This is a genomic window from Vibrio metoecus, assembly GCF_009665255.1.
GTDB lineage: Bacteria > Pseudomonadota > Gammaproteobacteria > Enterobacterales > Vibrionaceae > Vibrio > Vibrio metoecus_B.
Genome location: NZ_CP035686.1, coordinates 1,181,080 through 1,204,232, shown reverse-complemented (window position 1 = coordinate 1,204,232; position 23,153 = coordinate 1,181,080). Strand labels below are relative to the sequence as shown.

At 47.4% G+C, this 23,153-nt stretch carries 22 protein-coding genes; 8 read left to right on the top strand and 14 right to left on the bottom strand.

Features of this window, described 5'->3' with window-relative positions:
* Positions 1-90: 90 nt before the first annotated feature.
* From EPB59_RS05485 to EPB59_RS05470, 4 genes are all read right to left on the bottom strand, one after another.
* On the bottom strand, positions 91-561 hold the full coding sequence (locus EPB59_RS05485) for a YhcH/YjgK/YiaL family protein (RefSeq protein ID WP_154171779.1): 471 nt from the start codon (positions 559-561) through the stop codon (positions 91-93).
* 10 nt (positions 562-571) lie between these two features.
* Positions 572-934, bottom strand: coding sequence for a RidA family protein (locus tag EPB59_RS05480; protein ID WP_154171778.1), 363 nt, complete (start codon positions 932-934; stop codon positions 572-574).
* A gap of 135 nt (positions 935-1,069) precedes the next feature.
* A complete protein-coding gene (locus EPB59_RS05475; protein WP_154171777.1) occupies positions 1,070-2,077 on the bottom strand; it encodes a LacI family DNA-binding transcriptional regulator in 1,008 nt (335 codons plus the stop codon).
* A 63-nt stretch (positions 2,078-2,140) separates the two neighbouring features.
* Positions 2,141-3,577, bottom strand: a complete 1,437-nt coding sequence (locus tag EPB59_RS05470) for a 6-phospho-beta-glucosidase (protein ID WP_154171776.1) — start codon at positions 3,575-3,577, stop codon at positions 2,141-2,143.
* Positions 3,578-3,875: 298 nt separating this feature from the next.
* On the opposite strand from EPB59_RS05470, the gene katG reads away from it, so the two are divergent.
* A complete protein-coding gene (gene katG / locus EPB59_RS05465; protein ID WP_154171775.1) occupies positions 3,876-6,050 on the top strand; it encodes a catalase/peroxidase HPI in 2,175 nt (724 codons plus the stop codon).
* 103 nt (positions 6,051-6,153) lie between these two features.
* Here katG and EPB59_RS05460 read toward each other — a convergent pair whose 3' ends face one another.
* Entirely contained in the window at positions 6,154-7,125 is a 972-nt protein-coding gene (locus EPB59_RS05460; protein ID WP_081017662.1) for a carbohydrate porin, read from the bottom strand.
* 501 nt (positions 7,126-7,626) lie between these two features.
* On the opposite strand from EPB59_RS05460, the gene EPB59_RS05455 reads away from it, so the two are divergent.
* From EPB59_RS05455 to EPB59_RS05435, 5 genes are read left to right on the top strand one after another with little or no spacing between them, the layout of a single operon-like run.
* Positions 7,627-8,760: an efflux RND transporter periplasmic adaptor subunit gene (locus EPB59_RS05455; protein ID WP_055050822.1), complete on the top strand. Its 1,134-nt coding sequence runs from the start codon at positions 7,627-7,629 to the stop codon at positions 8,758-8,760.
* A complete protein-coding gene (locus EPB59_RS05450) occupies positions 8,753-10,012 on the top strand; it encodes a TolC family protein (protein WP_154171774.1) in 1,260 nt (419 codons plus the stop codon). The genes EPB59_RS05455 and EPB59_RS05450 overlap by 8 nt, the downstream gene beginning before the upstream one ends.
* Positions 10,012-11,226: an ABC transporter permease gene (locus tag EPB59_RS05445; RefSeq protein ID WP_154171773.1), complete on the top strand. Its 1,215-nt coding sequence runs from the start codon at positions 10,012-10,014 to the stop codon at positions 11,224-11,226. The genes EPB59_RS05450 and EPB59_RS05445 overlap by 1 nt, the downstream gene beginning before the upstream one ends.
* A gap of 5 nt (positions 11,227-11,231) precedes the next feature.
* Positions 11,232-12,509: an ABC transporter permease gene (locus EPB59_RS05440; protein ID WP_154171772.1), complete on the top strand. Its 1,278-nt coding sequence runs from the start codon at positions 11,232-11,234 to the stop codon at positions 12,507-12,509.
* A complete protein-coding gene (locus EPB59_RS05435; protein ID WP_154171771.1) occupies positions 12,509-13,210 on the top strand; it encodes an ABC transporter ATP-binding protein in 702 nt (233 codons plus the stop codon). The genes EPB59_RS05440 and EPB59_RS05435 overlap by 1 nt, the downstream gene beginning before the upstream one ends.
* 73 nt (positions 13,211-13,283) lie before the next feature.
* On the opposite strand, the gene EPB59_RS05430 is transcribed toward EPB59_RS05435, so the two are convergent.
* Together EPB59_RS05430 and EPB59_RS05425 are read right to left on the bottom strand one after the other, a co-directional pair.
* Complete coding sequence (locus tag EPB59_RS05430; protein ID WP_154171770.1) at positions 13,284-14,276, bottom strand: cytochrome d ubiquinol oxidase subunit II; 993 nt, start codon at positions 14,274-14,276, stop codon at positions 13,284-13,286.
* Positions 14,273-15,610 carry a cytochrome ubiquinol oxidase subunit I gene (locus tag EPB59_RS05425; RefSeq protein WP_154171769.1) on the bottom strand — a complete coding sequence of 446 codons (1,338 nt, stop codon included), beginning with the start codon at positions 15,608-15,610 and terminating at the stop codon, positions 14,273-14,275. Before EPB59_RS05425 ends, EPB59_RS05430 begins: the two co-directional genes overlap by 4 nt.
* 524 nt (positions 15,611-16,134) lie before the next feature.
* On the opposite strand from EPB59_RS05425, the gene EPB59_RS05420 reads away from it, so the two are divergent.
* Both EPB59_RS05420 and EPB59_RS05415 read left to right on the top strand, forming a co-directional pair.
* A complete protein-coding gene (locus EPB59_RS05420) occupies positions 16,135-16,515 on the top strand; it encodes a hypothetical protein (protein WP_154171768.1) in 381 nt (126 codons plus the stop codon).
* A gap of 15 nt (positions 16,516-16,530) precedes the next feature.
* Positions 16,531-17,916 (top strand): class II fumarate hydratase, encoded by a 1,386-nt coding sequence (locus EPB59_RS05415; RefSeq protein WP_154171767.1) that lies wholly within the window; start codon positions 16,531-16,533, stop codon positions 17,914-17,916.
* Between the two features lie 130 nt (positions 17,917-18,046).
* Here the strand turns inward: EPB59_RS05415 and EPB59_RS05410 are convergent, their stop codons facing one another.
* The 7 genes from EPB59_RS05410 to EPB59_RS05380 form a co-directional block, all read right to left on the bottom strand.
* On the bottom strand, positions 18,047-18,397 hold the full coding sequence (locus EPB59_RS05410) for a DMT family protein (protein ID WP_001068360.1): 351 nt from the start codon (positions 18,395-18,397) through the stop codon (positions 18,047-18,049).
* Positions 18,398-18,474: 77 nt separating this feature from the next.
* Complete coding sequence (locus EPB59_RS05405; protein ID WP_154171765.1) at positions 18,475-18,933, bottom strand: DUF2127 domain-containing protein; 459 nt, start codon at positions 18,931-18,933, stop codon at positions 18,475-18,477.
* 29 nt (positions 18,934-18,962) lie between these two features.
* The gene (yqfB, locus tag EPB59_RS05400) at positions 18,963-19,280 is read right to left on the bottom strand and encodes a N(4)-acetylcytidine aminohydrolase (RefSeq protein ID WP_000115899.1); all 318 of its coding nucleotides are present in this window, start codon (positions 19,278-19,280) and stop codon (positions 18,963-18,965) included.
* 154 nt (positions 19,281-19,434) lie between these two features.
* Positions 19,435-20,256, bottom strand: a complete 822-nt coding sequence (gene almG / locus EPB59_RS05395) for a glycine--lipid A transferase AlmG (RefSeq protein ID WP_154171764.1) — start codon at positions 20,254-20,256, stop codon at positions 19,435-19,437.
* Position 20,257: 1 nt separating this feature from the next.
* Positions 20,258-20,494, bottom strand: coding sequence for a lipid A modification system glycine carrier protein AlmF (gene almF / locus EPB59_RS05390; RefSeq protein ID WP_154171763.1), 237 nt, complete (start codon positions 20,492-20,494; stop codon positions 20,258-20,260).
* Entirely contained in the window at positions 20,478-22,148 is a 1,671-nt protein-coding gene (almE, locus tag EPB59_RS05385) for a lipid A modification system glycine--protein ligase AlmE (protein WP_154171762.1), read from the bottom strand. Before almE ends, almF begins: the two co-directional genes overlap by 17 nt.
* Positions 22,149-22,209: 61 nt before the next feature.
* Positions 22,210-23,082, bottom strand: coding sequence for a LysR family transcriptional regulator (locus EPB59_RS05380; protein WP_195707066.1), 873 nt, complete (start codon positions 23,080-23,082; stop codon positions 22,210-22,212).
* Between the last annotated feature and the right edge of the window lie 71 nt (positions 23,083-23,153).

Sequence of the window (23,153 nt, the reverse complement as noted above, 5' to 3'; positions counted from 1 at the left end):
CCACGCTACTGATTGCAAAGTAAATAGAAAAGCAAAACGCCCATTGAAAATGGGCGTTTTTTTATCAATGCCTTTCTGTGGCAACTATGTTTATTCAAATAACGCTTTATCGACCTTGATCACCACTTTACGTACCGGCTCACCTTCGCCTTCTACTGCAATCAGTGGACGATGCGGTTGACCGGGATAGAACACAATGAAATCACCCGCTTCCAAATCGACAAACCGTTCTTCGGCTAATTGCGCACTGAATGCCACATCGCGCGTGGCTAGCAAATCTTCATCCAATCCCTTGAACGGCGCTAGGCTATAACCAAAACGCTCACGCCCTTGCAGTAAAATTTGCACATCCAAATAACGCGCATGACACTCGCTACGGCGCAGAGCGAGCGGTTGAGTGTGATCATCCATCACCAGGAAAAACGCAGAATCACCTTGCAACTCATGCTTACCCGTCGGTAGCGGTGTTGCTACACGCTGTAATACTTCATCAATTAGCTGTTGCAATTTAGGTGACAGTGCAGCGCAAAACTGGCGCTGCGCCATATTGCTAATAAACATCAAAAATTCCTTATTGGTACTGCTCGCCAGCGGCGGCAACAAAAGCCATTTCGACTTTATAATCTGGGTCAGCCAACTCCGCTTTCACGCAAGCACGGCTTGGTGCGCAACCTTCAGGGAACCAAGCATCCCAAACTTGGTTAAGCACTGGGAGCTCCGCAAAGTCGGTGATATAAATCGTCACCGATAAAATACGCGAACGATCGCTGCCAACCTTCGCCAATTGACGCCCTGCTTGCGCGAGAACCTGCTCAACTTGGCCTTGCATATCGGCCGACGTGTCGCTATCGGCGACTTCAACAAAATGGGCAATGCCGTTAAACACGGTGATGTCAGACCAACGAGTGCCTGGTTTAATACGATGTATCGTCATGGTGTTCTCTTTTTCTGTTATTCGGTAAGAAGCATGCCGCTTCTTCACTTATTAATATCGGGGAGCAGGATAGCCAAGATGAAGCGTAAAATCGCGCTTTGTCCCCGCAATTTTACTGACACGTTGCTGTTTTACTCATAGTTTGAGCGCTATGGTGGATTCACGGGCGATCAAACTCCCTTGATAGAGTCGATGCTGTGCATCTTGTGGTTTTTTATTAGCAATCTCGACAGCCAAACTCATTGCTTGCTGAGTTAACTCGCCGATCGGCAAACTCACGCTCGATAAACTCGGGATAGCAAAAGCCGCTGCGGGTTCATTATCAATCCCGATTAAGGAAACTTGCTTGGGTACATTAATGCCATGTTCATGCATGGCGCGCATTGCACCGAGCGCCATATCATCGTTACAGGCAAAAACCGCCGTCATGGAAATGCCTTGTTGCAGCAGTTGTTGCATTGCCTGATAACCACCAAGCAGTGTGTTATCCCCTTCGATGACAAAGGACAAGTTCAACTCAATCCCTTGCTCATGTAACGCTTGTTGATAGACATGATAACGAATTTTTCCCGTCTCGCTCACCAACGGCGATGTAATGCAGACGATATGACGATGCCCTAAATTCAACAAATGCAGCATCGCTAACTGAGCAATTTGCGTTTGATCGAGACCAAAGCTGTGTAATTGCGGATGATGTAAACGGCGATTGAGGATCACTAAGGGCGACGGATATTGCTGCTGTAATTCAAGTAATTGCACTTCACTCAAATGACGACTGTACAGCAAGGTCGCATCACAACGCTGCGCCGCTAATGTGGCAACCGCTTCTTTTTCACCTTGCTCACTGTTTTTGCTGTTCACGACCAGCAGTTTTTTTCCTGCTTTCTGCGCGCCTTGTTCGGCTTCAAACAAGATGGAACCAAAATAGCTGCTCTCAAAATGCGGCAGCACCAAGCCAATCGAATTGGTAGTATTAGTTGCAAGTGCCTGTGCCAAACTGTTGGGCTGATAACCGAGCTGCTGCATGGCGGCAAGTACCGCTTCACGCGTTTGTGCTTTGACTTGACCTGTCTCATTCAGCACTCGTGATACCGTGGCTTTGGAGACACCCGCCAATTTACACACGTCGTTTATGGTTACCATCAACAATCCTTCAAACCTGCATCAGCAAAAATTAAGCGGCGACCCAAAGGCCGCCGACACGATTTAAAGCTTTTCTCCGTTACTGGCTATCACTTGTTGATACCAGTAGAAGCTCTTTTTCTTAGCGCGCGCCATGGTGCCACTGCCATCATCGTGTTTATCCACGTAGATAAAGCCGTAGCGTTTTTTGTACTCGCCAGTGGTGAACGATACACAATCGATACAGCCCCAAGGGGTGTAACCCATCACTTCAACACCGTCATAGTCGATCGCTTGTTTGACTGCCGCAATATGCTCAGAGAGGTAGCGAATTCGGTAATCATCGTTGATTGAACCATCCGCTTCGACGGTGTCTAGCGCGCCGAGGCCATTTTCTACCACAAAAATCGGTTTTTGGTAACGCTCATACAGCTCAGAAAGCGCATAACGTAAACCTTGTGGATCAATCTGCCATCCCCAATCGGACGCAGGAAGATACGGGTTTAAGCGGCTGGTTTCAAACAAAGAGGTGGTTTCGCCCTCTTGTTCTGGCGCTGCAGAGACAATATTAGTCATGTAGTAACTGATGGCGAGATAATCGGCGCAGCCTTGGCGCAGGATCTGCTCATCACCAGCTTGCATCTCAATCTCGATGCCTTTGCGTTGCCACTCTTTGCGCAGATAACTGGGGTAATAGCCACGAACCTGTACATCACTGAACAGATATTTCTCACGCATCAACTCTTGTGCCAGCAAAACATCTTCCGGACGTGAAGTGGCAGGATACAGCGGCATCATATGGATCATGCTGCCAATTTTAAAATCCGGATTGATCTCGTGCCCCAGTTTCACCACTAATGCGCTGGCAATAAATTGGTGATGTAGCACTTGGTACATGGCTTGCTCTGGGTGGTCTTGCCCAGCGTAAAGCATACCTGAGTTGCAATAACCAAAGATCGGTAGCTTCCAGTTACGTTGGTTATTGATTTCATTAAAGGTGATCCAGTATTTCACCTTATGCTGGTAACGGGTCATCACGACTTGCGCAAATTTGGTGAAGTGATCAATCAAATCGCGGTTGAGCCAACTGCCATACTGCTTCACCAAATGCAGCGGCATTTCAAAATGTGACAACGTAATGACAGGTTCGATGTTATGTTTCAGTAGCTCATCAAACAGATCATCATAAAACTGTAAACCTGCTTCATTGGGCTGTGCTTCATCGCCATTCGGGAAAATCCGTGTCCACGCAATAGACGTGCGGAAACACTTAAAACCCATCTCAGCAAACAGCGCAATATCTTCTTTGTAGTGATGATAAAAATCGACCGCTTGATGGTTCGGGTAAAATTCGCCCTCCATAACCCCGTCAGTGATCCGACGTGGTACTTCGTGCGCACCGCGAGTCAGCACATCAACAATGCTCACACCTTTACCACCTTGATTCCAACCGCCTTCCACTTGATGTGCTGCTACCGCACCACCCCACAAAAAATCATTAGGAAAAACAGACTTACTCATTGATGACCCCTATCACAAAATTAGAAATTCATTCTCAGCCCAATAAAACTCCCGACACTATAACTTAAACTTTCTTACAATGTAACCGGTTTCAGAAACCGGTTACAGATTTAAAAGCCGTCATTATGAGAAAGGTCAATATTACCTATTAAAAGTATCGGTAATTCTAATTAGTCTCGATGGCATTCTCTGACTAGACTCTAACCGTCAACTGAAAAACTTAACTTATTCGAATAAAAGCTGATTTTTCATTCGAGTCGTGAATTCAAATACAATAACGCCAAGCAAGGAGTAACAGATGGAGCACAATAAAGCAGGTTCAAGCGGCCAATGCCCTGTGATGCACGGAGGCTTGACTTCGGCGGGCATGTCCAACATGGACTGGTGGCCTAAAGCCCTCAACCTCGACATCCTTCATCAACATGACAGCAAAACCAGCCCACTCGGTGCTGATTTCAATTACCGCGAAGAGCTGAAAAAGCTAGATGTCGAATCGTTAAAGCGTGATCTCAAAGCGTTAATGACCAATAGCCAAGAATGGTGGCCAGCCGACTGGGGACACTACGGCGGTTTAATGATTCGTATGGCATGGCACTCTGCAGGTACTTACCGTATTGCTGATGGTCGTGGTGGCGCAGGCACTGGTAACCAACGCTTTGCCCCTCTTAACTCCTGGCCTGATAACGCAAACTTGGATAAAGCACGCCGTTTGCTGTGGCCAATCAAACAGAAGTATGGCAACAAAATCAGCTGGGCCGATCTGATGATCCTTGCGGGTAACATGGCTTATGAATCTATGGGTCTGAAGACCTTTGGTTTTGCCTTTGGCCGCGAAGACATCTGGCATCCAGAAAAAGACATCTACTGGGGTTCTGAAAAAGAGTGGCTTGCCAAATCCGGTAGTGAAAATAGCCGTTACTCTGGTCAACGCGATCTCGAAAACCCACTCGCAGCAGTAATGATGGGCTTGATCTACGTTAACCCAGAAGGTGTTGATGGTAATCCAGATCCACTCAAAACCGCGCAAGACATGCGTGTAACCTTCGCTCGTATGGCAATGAATGACGAAGAGACGGTTGCTCTGACTGCGGGCGGTCATACCGTCGGTAAAGCGCACGGTAATGGCAAAGCCTCTAACCTTGGCCCAGATCCAGAAGCCGCGGATCTGCATGAGCAAGGTCTGGGCTGGAACAACCACACTAGCCGTGGCGTTGGCCGTAATACCGTCACCAGTGGTATTGAAGGTGCGTGGACCACTCACCCAACCAAATGGGATAACGGTTTCTTCTACCTACTGTTCACTTACGAGTGGCAACTAGCGAAGAGCCCAGCCGGCGCATGGCAATGGGAACCGATCAACATCAAAGAGGAAGACAAACCGGTTGATGTGGAAGATCCAAGCATTCGCTACAACCCAATCATGACTGATGCCGATATGGCACTGAAAATGGATCCTGAATATCGCAAGATTTCAGAGCGCTTCTACAAAGACCCCGCTTACTTCTCAGAAGTGTTTGCTCGTGCTTGGTTTAAGCTGACTCACCGCGATATGGGACCAAAAGCGCGCTACTTTGGCCCAGATGTACCGGCAGAAGAGCTGATTTGGCAAGATCCAGTGCCAGCGGGTCGTAAAGATTATGATGTGAATGCGGTCAAAGCAAAAATTGCGGCGAGCGGCCTAAGCATCAGCGAAATGGTCAGCACCGCTTGGGATAGTGCTCGCACTTACCGTGGTTCTGATAAACGTGGTGGCGCAAACGGTGCTCGTATTCGTCTCGCTCCACAAAAAGATTGGGAAGGTAACGAACCTGCTCGTCTAACCAAAGTGCTGGCAGTGCTGGAGAAAATTGCGGCTGAATCAGGCATCAGTATCGCCGATACGATTGTTCTAGCAGGTAACGTAGGTATTGAACAAGCGGCCAAAGCCGCGGGCGTGAATGTGACCATACCGTTCGCACCGGGACGTGGTGATGCAACACTGGAACAAACGGATGTAGATTCATTTGAAGTGCTTGAACCTGTCGCGGATGGTTTCCGTAACTGGCAGAAAAAGCATTATGTGGTAACACCGGAAGAGATGTTGCTCGACAAAGCGCAATTGCTGCGCCTCACCGCTCCAGAAATGACGGTATTGATTGGTGGATTGCGTGTGCTCGGCACCAACTACGGTGGCAGCCAACACGGTGTATTTACTGACCGCGTGGGTGCATTGACGAACGATTTCTTCGTTAATCTGACCGACATGAACTACACCTGGAAACCAACGGGTCGCAATTCTTACGAGATTGTTGAGCGTAAGAGCGGCAAAGCAAAATGGACTGCGACTCGTGTTGATCTGGTATTTGGTTCTAACTCCATCCTGCGTGCTTATGCCGAAGTGTACGCACAGGACGACAACAAAGAAAAATTCGTGAAAGACTTTGTTGCCGCATGGACTAAAGTAATGAACGCCGATCGATTTGATCTGGTCTAATCCATCTTTCACTCCTTTCAAGGCTGCCTCTTGGCAGCCTTTTTATGCAATAAAAAAAGCCCGCAACTGTGCGGGCTAAAATAAAAGGCATGGATAGATCTAATTAAAAGAAGTACTTAATACGTAGACGAACGCCAAGATCTTTGTCTTCTGTATCACTCACTTTTGAGTAGTAAGTACCTAAGTAAAGGTTAAGCGCATCCACATCCCATACGTTAGCAATTTCATAAGAAGCGTAAGTTGTGTTTTGCTTTTCTTTCGCACTACCGAGTTCGTTTTGTGAATAGATGTGACCCAAACCGAAACCATTGAATAGCAAGTTAGCGCCAATCGTGCTGTCTTCTTTTGTGTCGGTAGTATCAAAATCACGGAAAGCGTAATTCAGATTGAGGCTCAACGCATCCGCCGAGTAGTTTGCAGTCACACCGTAGCCGATAAAGTCGTTAGCAGCATCTTTCTTGTCAGCAGTGACATTCGCTTCTACACCACCTGCGATACGGAAAGATTCCGTCGCTTGGAAAGCAATCACTGGACGCAAGAATACCGCGTTTTGATCTGCCGCTGACTCATTTTTAAATAATGAAGAGGCTTCGAGGTAAACATTACCGAGCTGCTTAGAGAAGGCTAATTGGCCATTATCGCCGCGGCCACGAGCTGCATTGGCACGGTATGGTTCGGTACCCGCGTAAGCCAACATAGTATCTTGCCCCACTGGGAACAAATCAAAAGCTTCGAAACGTCCAACCTTGAGTTGCCAATCCGCTTTTTTACCCATCGCGAACCAAGCATCATCTAGATCTACATCGCCATTCGTTTTCAGCAGAGGTTGAGCTTGCATGCCAATATAACGATCCCCCGATACGTTATGTTCAGCAGCAAACTGTACTAAGACGCGTCCACCCTGTTTGAACTCTTGCTTGTCAGTCTCGTTTTTGTCTGTGAAGTCGATATCAAACTCAACATCACCACTTACGCTGAACTTACCCAGTTCATTTTCTGTCGTGATGCCAGCTTGTGCATTCAGTGCTGCAGAAACCAAAAGAGAAGCAAGCGCTAATTTGTAGGTATTTTTCATTATTGTCTCCATTGACATTTTGTCATTGATTTTTATAGGTATTCCATTGTTGTTATGAACAATATCTCACAATGTTCAAACAAACACTTTATGGTGACCACTGCACTTATCCATAAGACGCACCACAAGCGAAGCGCATAATACATTCACTTTTTTTATGTTTTAAGTGACGAGCATCTCAAGTGGGAACGTTCCATAGCGATAAGATTCATAGATAATGAAGAAAATCACGATTCTGAAAATATTTTGAAAGGTAAAATAAATATTGGCATGAATATTAAGTTAATTATCACAATGAATTAATTATCAATAACAACATAATCTCGACAAATTAGAGTAATAAACCTAAATATTGGGCGACTTGATATGAATTTTTGATAAAACGTGTATGTGATGCTGAGAGAATATCAAATTAAAAAAACAACGTTTTTTTGAACTTTCCCTATCATTCCAAGTCTGAATCCCGTCTGTAATCAATTGATAGAATAAATGAGTTTTCTTATGACAAAACGTTGGACACTTCTGGCTACCTTGATTGGTGTGGGGCTTGCAGGGGGTTATTACACTTTGGCTTACTCTCCTGAAGCGTCATCACCGTTGCCAACGCTCAGTGTCAGCCGTGGCACAATCGAAAAACAAGCCGTCGCCGTAGGTCAGATAGTGCCTTCACATGCGGTCGCGATAAAATCACAAATTAACGGCATTGTCGGAGAGATTTACGTGCATGAAGGTCAGCACGTTGAACAAGGACAACCGTTGATCAAAGTACGCCCCAACCCAACGCCACAAGCGTTAACCGATGCCTCCACCGAACTCATGCAAAGTGAAGCTAACTTAGAATCAGATTTACAACGCTTGGACAACCTTGAACGCTTAGTCAAACAACAGATTATTCCTGCCAATTATGATGATTACGTTCGTGCGAAGGCCGATGTCAAAGCCAAGAAAGCCGAAGTACAGCAAAAACGCCAAAACCTAGAGTTGATCCGTAGCGGTGAAGCTTCGATTGGGCAAGCCAAGCTCTCCTCTACCCTATATGCCCCGATCAGTGGCACGATTTTAAATATCAAAGTCGAGGTCGGAGAGCCGATCATTTCCACTGAATCAAGCCAAGCCGCAACGGAAATGATGCAGCTAGCGGATATGAAAAATATCGTATTTAAAGGCAGCGTCAGTGAACATGATGCCGCTCAGCTCAATGCGGGCATGCCCGCCACCATCACGGTTGCGCCTTATCCTGAACAATCAATTCAGGGGCAAGTCCGTAAAGTCGCCATTCAATCTGAACGCTTAAATAATCCAGAAAACAAAGAGAACAAAAGTTTTGATAATGGCTTTGAAGTTGAAATTGCTCAACTGCAGATCCCCGAGAGCATCACGTTACGTTCTGGTTTTTCTGCCAGTGCTCAAATTACCTTACAGCGGGCAGACAATGTACTCACCTTACCTGAACGGGCGCTCAAGTTTGAAGCGGACTCACCCATGGTGTTGATTGCCGATAACTCTGCACAGGGCTACACCGCTCATCCGGTCAAACTGGGTTTATCTGACGGAGTACAGGTTGAAATTTTAGAGGGCGTCACCGAACAGGAAAGTGTCGTGGATAACAGCATGCTGGGAGGCCAGCATGAATAAGCGCTTTCTCGCGGTTTGGTTATTGGGCAGCATTGGCGTTCCACATACGGTATGGGCATTGTCTATCGAACAAGCGTGGCAACAAGCCAAGCAACAATCACCCGATGCGCAAATCGCTGAACTTTCAGTGCAGCTTAGTGTACAAGACCAGCATTTAGCGAAAAGTGAACTACTACCCTCACTGTCCGGTACTGCTGGGGCAAACTGGTCAGAGAATAACAACGGTTCCAACAGCTATGGCGTGACACTTGAACAAACGTTGTGGGACAGCCGAAAATGGAGCGCATTAGATAAAGCCGACGCGAGCTGGGTTTTAGCTCAACTGGAACGCAACCAAGCCTATAACCAACTCGCCCATCAACTTCTCACCGCTTATTTTGAGTTGGCAGAAGCCCAAGGCAATTTGACGCTTGCCCAACAAAAACAAGCCGATGGTAAACAGCTCTTGGCCATCGCTGAACAGCGTTATCTGGCGGGTAAAATAAAATCTGTGGAGTTGGAAGAGTTACGCGTTAATCAACTTGATGAAGAATCAACTATTTTGAATGCCCAAGCGGAACTGGGGACCAAACGTAGTCTGCTTGCGATTTTGATTAATGCTTCGGCACCACAAGTGAATGAAGTCAACACTCACACCCAAACGCCAACGTGGACATTTGATCAAGAGCTCGATCATTGGCTAACCGCCGCCAAAGATCACAGCCCCGACCTCCTGATTGCTATGCAAAAAGTAGCAATCAGCCAAATTGCCAAGCAGCAGAGCGAAAGCGGCTACTACCCTACGTTACGAGCTTCTGCAGGCTATCAAGATGGCGATCAACAAACGGGCGAATTTAATGCCGGCGTAACACTCTCAATCCCCCTTGACTTAAATGGGGCAACACGCAGCGATAACGAAAAATCTCACCTCAACTGGCTGATGGCACAACAGCAACAACGCAAAGTGGAAATCGAACTGGATCAAAATCTGCGTCAGCAGGTGCAACAAATCGAGATCGAGTGGCAACAAATTGCAATGGCCGATCAGCAAGTGACACACCGAGAACAAGTGTTACGCAGCAAACAGAAACTGTTTGATGCCGGTTTAGCCGAGGCTTCTGATTTAATTGATGCGCATAATAGCCTGTTTCGTGCCAAGCATAATCTGGCCAGTCGCTGGTATGCCTACTGGCGTCAACGTATTGCGTTACTCAAACTCACTGGGCAGTTGAATGATGATGCTATCGCGCAGCTTTCAGGAGCGTTTCGCTAATGCGCATTTTGTTACAGCAATCATGGCAAACCCTGCTCGCCCATCGCCTCAAAAGTCTTTTGGCGATCACTGCCATCAGTTGGGGCGTGGTTTCTGTCATCCTGTTGATGGCACTGGGTGAAGGTTTTTATCGTGCTCAAACTGAATCGTTTCGTTTTCTGTTACAAGAAACACAAATGGTGGCTTCAGGGCAAACCAGTGAGGTGTGGCAAGGGATGCCTGCACGCAGAACCATTCAACTGACCGAACCCCTGATGCGAGAAATGGCACAGCGCCCAGAAATTCAACGTTATTCGATTGTATATGACCAGCGAGAGACCAAGATCACCCAGCTGCGAGGGACACCAATGGGCAGTATGGTCAGCGGTGTCGATAGCGGATATTTTGAGCTGGCAGGTTTAAAGCTGATTATTGGGTCGCGAGATTTTAGCCCGTACGACAATCACAATCACCGCCGAGTCGCGATTGTGGGTGATCAAATTGCGGCAAATAGTCAAATTAAAATCGGGGACTGGTTGAAGATTCGTGGCATTACATTCCGAGTGATCGGCATTATGGATGATGAAAGCAGCCGTTTTTCATTTGGTGACAGCAATAAGGTATTTATTCCTTCTGCAACGTTTAAAGATATTTGGGATCAGCAACCCAACATGATGTTAGTACTGCCAAGCGAAGGCGTATCCGGTTGGGCTTTACGTGAACAGCTCAGAAGGAGCTTTGCTAAAAAGTTGCATTTTTCTCCGACAGATCAAGAAGCCGTCTTCCTGCCTGACTTTGGTAGCGGAGTCGAAGTGATCACCGCGATTTTACGTGGCATCCAAGCCTTTCTAGCAACCAGTGGCATGATGACGATGGCTGTCGGAATTTTAGGGGTGGCCAATATGATGTTTCTGGCAGTGACCGAACGCACCAGAGAGATCGGCGTGCGACTCGCGATTGGGGCGACACCACAAAAAATCCAACGGCAATTTCTGCTCGAAGGATTGTTACTGGTGATTTTAGGTACCGGTCTGGGTTTATTGTTTGCCTATCTCGGAGTGACCTTACTGAAATACATCGGATTACCGACATGGCTTGGTGAACCAACAATCACGGTGACAACCTTAGCGTTATCACTCACTGTAACCGGTGTTTTAGCACTTGCGGCAGCCTATTTCCCAGCACAGCGAGCTGCACAGCTAGAGCCTGTCATTGCGCTCAGTAGCCGGAGCTAAGCCATATGTTACCGATAAGACAAATTGTGCAAGAAATGGCGGCCGAAAAACTGAGGTTAAGCCTCACCATTTTAGCCGTTGCTTGGTCAACCCTGTGTATTGCGGGTTTACTGGCTGTCGGTGAAGGGCTTCGCAGTGGAATTGTACGCACCATCCAAAATGGCAATGGTAACCTGATTCATGTCAGCGGCGGTTATGCCACGCAAACCCATGGCCGTTTTCATGAGGGACAAGCACTTTCTCTCACCGAGCAAGATAGCCAAGTCTTGGCCGCTCTACCCATGGTTAAACACGCGTTACCATCCGCAGAGTGGCTGGAGCTACTCACTTTTGAAGATAAGCAATCATGGATGATGCCTTATGCCGTCAAAAGTGAGTATAAAGCCATGAATAAGCTACATCTATTAGCCGGTGGGCGTTGGTTTAACCCATTGGATGAATCTCAGCAAAGAAAAGTCGTCGTACTGGGTTATCAGCTTGCGGTTCAACTGTTTAACCACCAAGAGGGTGACTGGTTTCGTGGTGGAGAATTAGAACGGGATCCGATTGGTCAAATTGTAAAAATTGGTGCTCATCAATTCACAGTCATTGGCGTGTTAGCAAAAAATAGCGGCAATATCGAACGAGGTTCACCGATTGATTACAGCGGTTTTACTCCTTTTAGTACCTGGCAACGCTTTCACCCAAGCCAAGCTATTAGTGGGATTAATCTTGAGCCTGTTGCGGGCAGTGACCGTCAAGCGTTGGCAGCCACGGTACAACAAGTGTTAAAACGCAAATATGGTGCGAGTTTACAAGATAAACAAATTATCACGGTACAGGACCGTTTCTTAAATCAAAAAAGCATGCAGCAGTTTCTGGTACGCCTGCAAAGTTTCCTCGGCATTATTGGTTTTATTACTTTAGCCGTAGCGAGTTTAGGCATTACCAATGTGATGTTTGCTACGGTGAAACGGGCAACGCGCGATATTGGCGTGCGTATGGCCGTAGGTGCGACACCCAATACCATTCGCTGTCACTATTTGGCTCAGTCGCTGATCACGATGGGAATGGGGGGAATAGCAGGCTTAGGTGTGACATTTGCCATGACAAGCCTACTCGCCGCTATTCCTTTACAGGGCAATCCGATTTATGACCACTTAGGCCAACCGGTTCCAGAACTGTCGCTGAGCGTCATTACGATAGTGATTGTCACCCTAACCGTCATGGGCATTGTTGCGGCTTGGTTACCCGCCAATCACGCAGCAAAAGTGACACCGTTACAAGCATTACAGAGTGAATAATGAAGTCGTTATCTTCCGCTCCCTTGGTGGAGCTACAGCAAATTTGTAAACATTACACCAGTGGGCAAAACGTGGTTAAAGCGCTTGATGGCGTCGACTTAACCATTCGTCACGGTGAATTTTTGGCGATTCTCGGACCGTCGGGTTCGGGTAAATCGACCCTGATGAACGTACTGGGGTGTTTGGATAAACCTACCTCGGGCCGTTATCAATTGGACGGCCATCCGGTCGATAGTCTAAGCACTCAACAACTGGCTGCGATCCGCAATCAAAAGATTGGTTTTGTGTTCCAAAGCTTCAACCTATTGGAGTACGCCAGTGCGCTGGATAACGTTGCTCTCCCCTTAGTGTATGCAGGAGTGAAAGCCAAAGATCGTCACCAACGTGCCACTGAACTCTTGACCCGAGTTGGTCTTGCCGATCGCTTAGATCACAAACCCAATCAGTTGTCAGGCGGACAAAAACAGCGCGTTGCGATTGCGCGCGCGCTGATCAATCAGCCGCAAATTTTGCTGGCAGATGAGCCAACTGGTGCGCTGGATTCAAAATCCGGTGCCGAAATTGAAGCGCTGTTCAATGAACTGCATCGCGAAGGTCGCACCATTATCGTCGTCACTCATGATAATGAGCTAGCCAAACGTACTAAGCGAATTGTGACCATTCGAGATGGGCAAGTCGTCAGTGATGAGCCCACGGCTTAACTACCACCTAATGGTGCGGATAAAACAAACGGCGCGTGATGCGCCGTTTGTTTGGATTCAAGTGTAACAAAGGTCACAGATAGCTTAGATCGGTCGCTTTGCCTTTGAAAATCCGATACACAAAAAAGGTGTACAGCAGAATGGTTGGCATGACGATCACCACACCAATCCCCACCACCATCAAGGTTTCAGGTGATGACGCCGCCTGCTGCGCAGTCATGATTCCGGGGACGATCTCAGGAAAGAAGCTGTACGCGAGCCCGAGGAAACTCAATCCAAAAATCAGCACCACACCAAAGAAAGGCCATTGCACACCCGCATCATTTACCGTCGGTACACGTTTGAGATAGCGATCCACCACTAAAATCGTGGCAAAAACGATAATAGGGATAGGCGCAAGTAGGATCACCTCAGGAAAACTAAACCAACGTTCTGCGACTGCAGAATTCACCCATGGATTGACCAAACTGACCGACAGCACCCCTAACGCCGCCAGCCATCCCGCTTTACGCGACCAACGCGCGGCACGCACTTGCAGCTCCCCTTCGGTTTTGAGCACCAACCAAGCGCCACCAATATACACATAGGCGGCGGCCACACAGAGCGCACTCAGCACCGCAAAAGCATAAGCTTCAGGCGCAGATTCAAACCCGACGACATAGCGGCCAATCATATAGCCTTGGGTAAGCGCGGCCAGCAGAGAGCCGATTTTAAAGCACAGATCCCAATGTTCTTTGTGGTCGGCTTTGGCTTTTGCCCGAAAATCAAACGCGACTCCACGCATGATGAGCGCGATTAACATCAATGCAGTCGGCAGATAAAGCTCGGTAAATATCAGGCTATGTGCCGTAGGAAAGGCAATCAGCAAGATACCGACCGCCAACACTAACCAAGTTTCATTGGCATCCCAAAATGGGCCAATCGAGGCGATCATTCGATCGCGTTGCGTCACATCATTACGCGGCAGTAAAATGCCTACGCCCAAGTCGTAACCATCCAACACCGCGTACATAAACACGGTGAAACCCAACAACAACAAATAAATTTCTGGCAAATACTGCATCATAACGCGGCCTTTGTAGAGCTTGGTGAAACTTGCGGTGCTTGCTCGGTTTTACGCGCAAGGTAAAACAGGGTGTGAACATAAGCGACCAACAACACAACATAAGTGATGAGATAAAGCGTCAGCGAGATCCCAACCGAGCTACTGACCACGGTTGTCACGGCTTCAGAGGTACGCAATACGCCACTCACCAACCAAGGCTGGCGACCAATTTCCGTGACATACCAACCCGCAATCGTGGCGACCCAACCAGAAAAGGTCATGCCGATTAAGGCATACATATAGGGTTTGGGCAGCGGTTTGTTACGCCATACACGCCAAGCGCCAAACCAACTGACCAACAGCATCAGCACACCCACTCCCACCATGACGCGAAAACCAAAAAACAGCGGTGCGACGGGGGGATGATCTGGCGCGAAGGCATCAAGTCCAACAATTTCCCCGTTCATATAGTGGGTTAAAATCAAGCTGGCCAAATTCGGAATACCAAGAGCAAAATCATTGCTGCGAGTCTCTTCATTTGGCAGAGCAAACAGCAGTAGCGGTGCGCCGCGCTCGGTCTGCCATACCCCCTCCATCGCCGCAATTTTCGCTGGTTGATGTTCTAAGGTGTTGAGGCCGTGTAAATCCCCCACCAAGATCTGCACAGGAATCGCTAACGCGGCCACACTCACGGCCACTTTTAAGCCCATTTTGGCGGCTTGATGCTTAGCATTACGCAACACTTGATAAGCACTGATCCCGGCAATCAAAAAACTTGCCGTCAATGCCGATGCCAGCAAAGTATGCGCTAAGCGATATGGCATCGAGGGGTTAAAAATCACCTCCTTCCAACTGGTGACATGTACCACGCCATCAATCACTTCATAACCGGCTGGAGTGTGCATCCAACTGTTGAGCACCAGAATCCAAAACGCAGATAAACTGGTGCCCACAGCCACCAGCACAGTCGATAAGGTGTGCAACCATTCCGCTACTCGCCCTCGGCCAAACAGCATCACGCCAAGAAATGTCGCTTCCATAAAGAAGGCGGTCATCACTTCATAGCCAAGTAAGGGACCTGCCACATTGCCCACCCGCTCCATAAAGCCCGGCCAGTTAGTGCCAAATTGAAAACTCATGGTAATGCCCGACACCACACCAAGAGCAAAAGTCAGCGCAAACACTTTTACCCAGAAATAGTAGAGATCGAGCCATTCACTGACTTGTGTTCGTAAATAACGCCATTTGAAAAACACCAATATCCAGCCTAACGCAATGGTTATGGTGGGAAACAGTATATGAAAGCTGATATTGGCAGCGAATTGGATCCGCGACAGCATGAGGGTATCTAACATCTCTTTTCCTCAAAAAATGAAACAAACCAGTGATGGGGTTAACACTAACGACCATCTTTAGTGACTCATACGTCATTGGCACTGGATTGGTTTAGTCCGCGCAGCGCAAATTGCCCGTGCCAGAAAAATTTGATTTGTATCAATTTTGATGAAGGAAACCGAGAGAAAAGGTGTATCTAAACTCAGAGAAATAATGACAAAACATTACCTGATAAGGATAAGAAATAACGCCTTAAGTGAGCGATAAAACCATCAATGCCATAGTCCAAGGATTTTTATACACCCAAACTACTTGGAGTTGCAGGTAGGCGGTAAGTGAGTTCATCCCCATGAGCATAGATACACTATGTGATTGGGGTGAACGAACGTAGCCAACACTGCTGCTGCTTCAAGTAGGAAGGGTATACACGATTCGCCATTCCTGTTCGGGTTGGACTGCTTTTTTCGTCCATAAACGCAAAAGTCGGTTGCAATCATCATCAATGTGATAATAATTATCATTTAAGTAAAGAGGGGGGGGGGATATGGAAAACAGAACGTGGTTATACAACGCCTTTTTTAAGGCGCAGGATCGATTTCTAGCGTATGAAGTGGAGAGCGGTTTTGAACCCGAAGTGATCTATGATTACATTCATTGTGCGCGCTTACTCGTCTCACACCATTACCAAGGTGCAAAAGAGCAAAACTTCCTGCTGTGTGAACTGTTTCTACGCCAAATCTACTTCCATTTTTTAGATGCCATTCAAGACCCTACACGTAGCCGCATTTTCCGCCGCGTCTGCCTTGATTCCATCTATATCCTCTTGATGGAGCTCAACAAATGTTATCAACAAGTGGATAACGGTGAACTGCGTTTACGCCAACTCAAACAACAATTACAACGAATTCAAGCCCCGCTTGATTAACCAAAAGGATCTGTTATGACTCGCGAATACCGAATTGAAAAAGACAGCATGGGTGATGTCAAAGTCCCTGCTGATGCGCTTTATCAAGCACAAACTCAACGTGCCGTAGATAACTTTACGTTAAGCCGCTACACCATGCCTAGCGCGTTTATTGCTGCCCTCGCCTACATTAAACAAGCGGCGGCGATGACCAATGCGCAGTTAGGTCATTTAGAAGGGGACATAGCCCAAGCGATTGCCAATGCATCGCAAGCGGTGATTGATGGTCAGTATGCAGAACAGTTCCCGATTGATGTTTTCCAGACAGGTTCAGGCACCAGCTCCAATATGAACGCCAATGAGGTGATTGCCACCCTCGCCTCGCGTGAATTGGGCTATGCGGTGAGTCCAAACGATCATGTCAACATGGGACAAAGCAGTAATGATGTTATCCCAACAGCAATCCAAGTCAGTGCGGCCATCAATATTGAGCAGCAACTGCTCCCCGCCTTGGCGCATTTAAGTCAAACTCTCGCGGATAAACAGTCAGAGTTGGCTGATGTGGTCAAAACTGGCCGCACTCATTTGATGGATGCGATGCCCGTGACTTTCGCACAAGAACTGGGCGGATGGAAAAGCCAAATCGACCACGCCGCACAAGGCATCAGCCATGCGCTTTCCCCCATCAAAGCCTTGGCGCAAGGCGGTACTGCGGTCGGCACAGGCATTAATGCGGATCCGCGCTTTGCACGTATTTTTGCCGATAACCTCAGTCAATTGAGTCATGTTGCTTTTCAGCCCAGCGACAATTTTTTCTATAACCTAAGCAGCCAAGACTGCGTAGTCGGCCTTTCTGGTCAGTTGAAAAACGCCGCGGTCGCGCTGATGAAAATCGCTAACGATTTGCGCTGGATGAACTCTGGCCCCTTGGCGGGGTTAGGGGAAATTGAGCTGCAAGGCTTACAACCGGGCTCCTCGATCATGCCGGGAAAAGTTAACCCTGTGATCCCGGAAGCCGTGACTATGGTCGCTGCGCAAGTGATTGGCAATGACACTACGATTACCGTGGCTGGCCAATCCGGTAATTTCCAGCTTAATGTGATGCTGCCTGTGATCGCGCACAACCTACTGGAATCAATAGCATTATTGACCAATGCGTGCCATGCGCTCGCCGATAAAGCCATCGCAACTTTTAAAGTTCGTCATGACAATCTGGAAAAAGCCTTGGCCAAAAACCCGATTCTCGTCACCGCCTTGAACCCTGTCATTGGTTATCTCAAAGCGGCTGATATTGCCAAAAAAGCCTACCAGCAAGGCCGCGCGATTTTGGATGTCGCTGCGGAAGAGACGGATCTCGATCGCGCCACGCTTGAAGCGCTGCTTGACCCGAAAAAGCTCACACAAGGCGGCATTGCCCATTAAACCTTAGCCATAAAACCCTAGTCATAAAACCTTCGCCATAAAACAATTCGCCCCTCATTGGAGGGGCGAATTCTAGATATCATTACGGTTTTTATGCCGCTAAACGATCGATAAGGAGCCTAGATCAAGGTTAAGCAAACTTGCTGCGAAAGGCGAAATAGACCGCCCCAACCAGACAAAGCCCAGCCCACAAATAATCGAGCTTTAATGGTTCACGCAGATAAAAGACTGAGAAAGGCACAAACACCATTAAGGTGATCACTTCTTGCAAAATTTTAAGTTGCCCAACATTTAGCGCGGTATAACCAATTCGATTGGCGGGTACTTGCAGTAAGTATTCAAACAGCGCAATGCCCCAGCTCACCAACGCCGCAATAATCCACGGTTTGTTATTCAGCTCTTTAAGATGCGCGTACCAAGCAAAAGTCATAAACACATTGCTGCAAATCAGCAGACCGACACTGACCACAATCGGATTCATTTTTACTCTGTCCTCTTTGGATAACCCTCTCAAACTACGGCGCCGCTAGTCTATAGGAGCACCATGCCGTTTGCATCTTACCTTTGCGGCACTTTACTGCGGATAATCCGATACATATAAAGCACAATAACTAGGTTAATCAGCAGAGCCGCCATACTGAATACACCAGGATGGGTAGACAACTCATACACTTCAAATGGCAGATAGATGGCTCCGCTGAGCAGTGCAAACCACTCCGTCCACAATAAGTTGTGCCAAAGACCATAAGCTTCAATCAAACGGATCGCACCATACACTAGCGCGCCTGCGGCCACCCAGTTCAAATTGAAATGGGTGAGAAGCCCCGCTTGATGGAGTAATTTCTCTGACCAATAACTGGCAGGATTAAGGTGCAAGTGCTGTAACAGATCTAGCAACAATTGCTGTAGGCTATCGCCAGCAACATGGTGCAGCCCTAACCCCAACAGTAGCGACACAATCCCTTTGGTCGACTCTAAAATCGCGACCGCTTTTAAGCCTTGGTGTGTATTCGACATGCTTATTTCACCATGATTCTTGCGCTCGATTACTTCGCTAGTTGATAAGTAATGACATACAGCTCATCGATATTGGGGTAAATCTCTTGGATTAACGCCTTGAGTTTGGGTAATTCTATCGCTTCTTGCTCAGCGTGAAACTCGTTGATCTCATCAAACTTGAGCGGTTCAACCGCCAGAATATCTATCTCACACACTTTACGCTGGGTTTCTAATGTGAACACTTCAACGCGAGTGCCGGGCACGTAATGGCTCTCCGATTTATCACGGATGGTGATGGTCTTCTGGCCAGAGGCCACCAAGGGGGTCAAAAATTCAAAAAAGGTAATTTGAGTTGGGACGGACATATTAAGAGCCTCGATAAATCGCGTATCAGGGGTGCTTTATGAAGCATTCCCCTAATGAGGTCAAGGGATTATCGAGGCTGTTTGTGTGACGAATCAGCGAATCGCGCGTGGTGCTCAATCATCCACGTCGGCTTCTTAGACACAGCGTCTTGCTCTACTTAAAACGCCGATAAAGCCAGATCCACTGCTCGGGATGCGCGGTGATCGCTTGCTGCATCATGTCGGCTAACTGCTGCGCATCCTGCGCAATGTTGCGACCTAAATCATCGGTTTGGTGCAAGGCAAAGCGCGAGAAATGCAGTCTCTGCGTCATCCCCTCACTGAGCGCATAATGAAAATAGATCGGGCATGCGAGTTTATGCGCAAGGAAAAAGGGCGTTGCCGACAATTGTGTGGCTTGCCCAAACCAACGAACAGGCACACCTTCAGTGCGCATATCCGTATGTAACACCACCCATTCACCTTGTTTGATCCGCTGTGCTAACTCCAACATCAAGTTTTGCTTGCGTAGCAGATAGGGAACTCCGGCTAATTTCGCGGCTTGGGAGATCATGGCATTTTCATCTGGACGATCGCCTGAGCTGCCCGCCCCAAAAATGGTGACGGCTTTTTTACCTTGCTGGTTAAGCCACCAAGTCACCCCATCGTAAACGCCCATATGGGGACAAACGATAATACCGCCGCCTTGGTTATCTAGGATCTCTTGAACCAAGTCAGGCTGTTCAACTTGATATTGGCAACGCTTAAGATGGCAAAACCCGAGTAAATTCTTCAATGATAAGCGCGTGGATTGCTCAACAATGGCCTGCTTTTTTATCTCATTCAAATCAGGTAACGCGTAATTAAGTTGTGTTAAAGCCGCTGCCATTTTTTTCCGACTTATCGGCTTAGCCACGAGGCGGCATAAACCATTTTTTATCGACAGTGGTAAATAAAATAAGCCTGAGGTTAACGCTTTTAACCAAAAAATACGCACGTTATTCCCCTACTTCGCTCACTAACCAATCAATGACTTCATTGGTTGACGATTCCATGGTTAATGGCATATCAAATAGATTAATTTGTGCCGAAAACTGGCTTTCTACTTTGGCGACAATATCGATGAAAGAGAAGGAATCAAACTCATCGAAAAATTTATTGGTGAGTATCGATGAAATACCCTCAATACTGGTTTGTAATCGCTCAATAAGAATATTTTCAATGGCTTGTTTCATATGTCTGACTCGCTAATTGTTGTTGTAAAGCTTTAATATCGGTTTTGCCATTGGCATTTCTTGGTAATTGTTCAATGGCATACCAACGCTTAGGCACAAAAGTCGGATTTAATTGTTGTTTGCATTGGCTCAACCACAGATCTGGTAGCCATTGGGTATGGGTATCCACAAACGCCACCGTGCCGCTGGCATAGCCCGACTCACTTAAAGGCCAAGGTACAATCGCCACGCTGTGCGCTTGAGTCACGCGGCGAACAACGGTTTCAATCTCTTCTAATTCCACCCGTTGTCCGGCAATTTTCACTTGGTGATCGCGGCGCCCAAGATGAATCAGCACGCCATTTGATTTAGTGACAATGTCACCTGAACGATACCAAATACGCCCTTCGTGCTGGAAAAAGGCACTTTGCGTATTCAGCGGATCATTCAGATAACCATTGACTAACTGTTTGCCCGACAGAAGTAATTCTCCGCGATACCCCTCGGGGGCAGATTCAAAGCGCATCAACTCGCCTTGTTCGTTGATGATGGCTAAACACTCCTCTTCAAAAGCACGACCAATCGGCACCGATGCCATACCTGAATGGGCGACAAATCGATGATAGGTAATGGCAATCGTGCACTCTGTTGGACCATACAGATTGATCACCGGCTGCTGGGTGGCCTGTTGCCATTGTTCGGCTAAATCATGCAGCAAGGCTTGTCCGCAGAAAAAACTCAGTCGCAGAGAAGGTAAACTGTGTGGCGTTAAGGTTTGTCTTTGTAGGGCCAACTCAATAACAGTAGGCACAGAAAGCCATACCGTTAATTGATGGTGATGAATAAATTCCACTGGACTTAATTTCGCTAATTCAGGCACAACATATAAACAAGCACCAGAGATCAAACTGTAAAAAATATCATGTACTGAAAGATCAAAAGTCAAATCAGAATATTGTCCCACTCGATCTTGCGCATTGAGTGGAAATAGTTTGTCAATTTGGCTGATATAGCTATGCAAATTACTGTAACTGACCGCAATACGTTTGGGCTTACCAGTAGAACCTGAGGTTTGCATGATATAAGCGTACTCATGTTCATTGTCTAAATGGTATTTCGCTACCAGTAATTCCACATCTTGTTCGGTTATTTGCACTGTGTAAAAAGTGTGCTGAGGATATTGCTGACGTAAGGGTTCCATATCCACATCAGGCAGCGCATAAATGTGTAATCGGTCAATGCAAGTCTCAAGTAAGGAGGACAAACGACTCAATTGCTGCGCGTCTACCATGATGGAATCACATTGTGTCGCGATCAGCGTCTCTTGGATCTGTTCTGTTGTTGCTCGCGCATTGAGCGGAATATAAGTCATACCGCCCAAATAGCTCGCCCAAATCGCAGAATAAGCCGCGAGATCGCGCACCGAAAGGATCGCAACTCGCTGCACGCCCTGTAAATGCCAATAGTCACTCAATGAGAGTGCCATATCGGTCATCTCTTGATAGGTGTAGGTTTTCTGTTTCACCCATAATGCAGGGGCATGTCGGTTAGCCTGAATGGCCGCCAAAATAGAGTGTGTTGTCTCGCAGTACATCGCCATTTTATTGATAAATTGGTTATGCACGACACCATAACCCTCTCTCTGTAACAAATCTGTCGCAGAATTGTATGGCATTGTCAGCTACCGCGCGCGCCCTCCTTTCTATGGCGCGAAAGTCTACAACCCATAATCGCAACTAGTTGTCGAGCAACCGATTGACAATAGACATATCAAAATGGCGTTTCGTGGTGATCGCGTAAAAGCTTTCGGTCACCGCGTCCAGTGTTCCGTAATTGCACAGCCGTCCTGTTTCAATTTCATCTTGTACCACGACCTCAGGCACCACAGTGACACCTTCCACATCGCGCGCCAATAGACGTAACATCGCCATATCATCGACTTCCGCGTAGGGCGTTACCGCTAACCCTAACTGTTCACAATACAGATCAAATTGCAGCCGAATTTCACTGCTTGCCCCCGGCACCAAGGTTTTCACTTCAGGTAAATCCTGCGGAAATTTATAACGGCGCAAAGTGTCGCTCGGCGGTCCGACAAGGCAGACACTTTGCTGTGCAATGCGCTTACAACGCCAAGGCTGCGTTGAATCACTCGGTACCGGACGATTGGAAAGGATCAGGTCGAGCTTATGCATTTGTAACTGACCTAGAAGATCTTCCAAAGTAGAGGAAGACAAGATAAGCCGCACATCCGATTTACCGAGCACAGGGCGTAAAAAGTTTTCCTGAAAGTTTCGCGATAAGGTCGCCACCGAGCCAACCCTTAATTGCTGTACTCGTTGTAATTCACCGCTCTCCATGATCGAAAGCAGCTCGCCGCTCAAGTTAAATATGCTTTCGGCATATTCCAGAACCAAATGTCCAACTTCGGTGAGCTGCAAACTGCGCCCTTGGCGCACAAACAGATCATGCCCCAATTGACCTTCTAACTGACGAATTTGTGAAGAAAGCGCCGATTGTGACACATTGAGTTGCTGCGCAGCACGAGTGAGATGCCCCTCTTTAGCCACAGTCCAGAAGTAATGTAAATGGTGAAAATTCAGATGTCGCATCGCTTTGTTCTCTTTTATAGAACGTTTTGTTAATAACAATATATTTTACTTACTCATTCCTTCGCAACCAC